The 469-nt window shown below is 51.8% G+C and carries 1 protein-coding gene; it reads left to right on the plus strand.

The window, feature by feature from the left end; translation table 11 throughout:
* The coding region (locus Xkoz_RS19375; RefSeq protein ID WP_141554467.1) for a DUF4123 domain-containing protein at positions 1-469 on the plus strand (469 nt) is incomplete at both ends.

The following is a 469-nucleotide window of genomic DNA, read 5'->3' on the forward strand; positions in this document are numbered from 1 at the left end:
ACAAAGCCCGTGGCTGATTAACCCCAAAGCAACATGCCTGCCGGAACTGGCTCTGCTGCTGGATAAACACGAGTTCAGCGATGCCAGTTGGGGCTGGGGCTATCGCAGCACCTTGCCGTGGACATTTCAGTTAGCACACTGGCGGTTACATCAACAGGTGTTGCTGCGCGGCCAAGTGGTGGTTTTACGCCTGATGGATAACCGTATCCTCACACCATTGTTGTCCGCTTTGAAACCGGGGGACTGGCGTGAACTGTTAACCCCGGTCAATGAGCTGATGATCGATACCCCCGAACCGGTTTGCTATTACCGGCCAGAAAATTGCCCGCAGGCATTAACCGAGAATTTATTTGTGCTGGGTGATCATTTAATTGAAGCCCGTTATGCCGCCGATTCAACCCTCAATAACCTGGCTTACGCGTTAAGTTGCCAGCTTTGGGAAGAAAATCCCGAATTGGCATTGAAACAG

It is taken from the genome of Xenorhabdus kozodoii, assembly GCF_002632875.1.
Classification (GTDB): Bacteria; Pseudomonadota; Gammaproteobacteria; order Enterobacterales; family Enterobacteriaceae; genus Xenorhabdus; species Xenorhabdus kozodoii.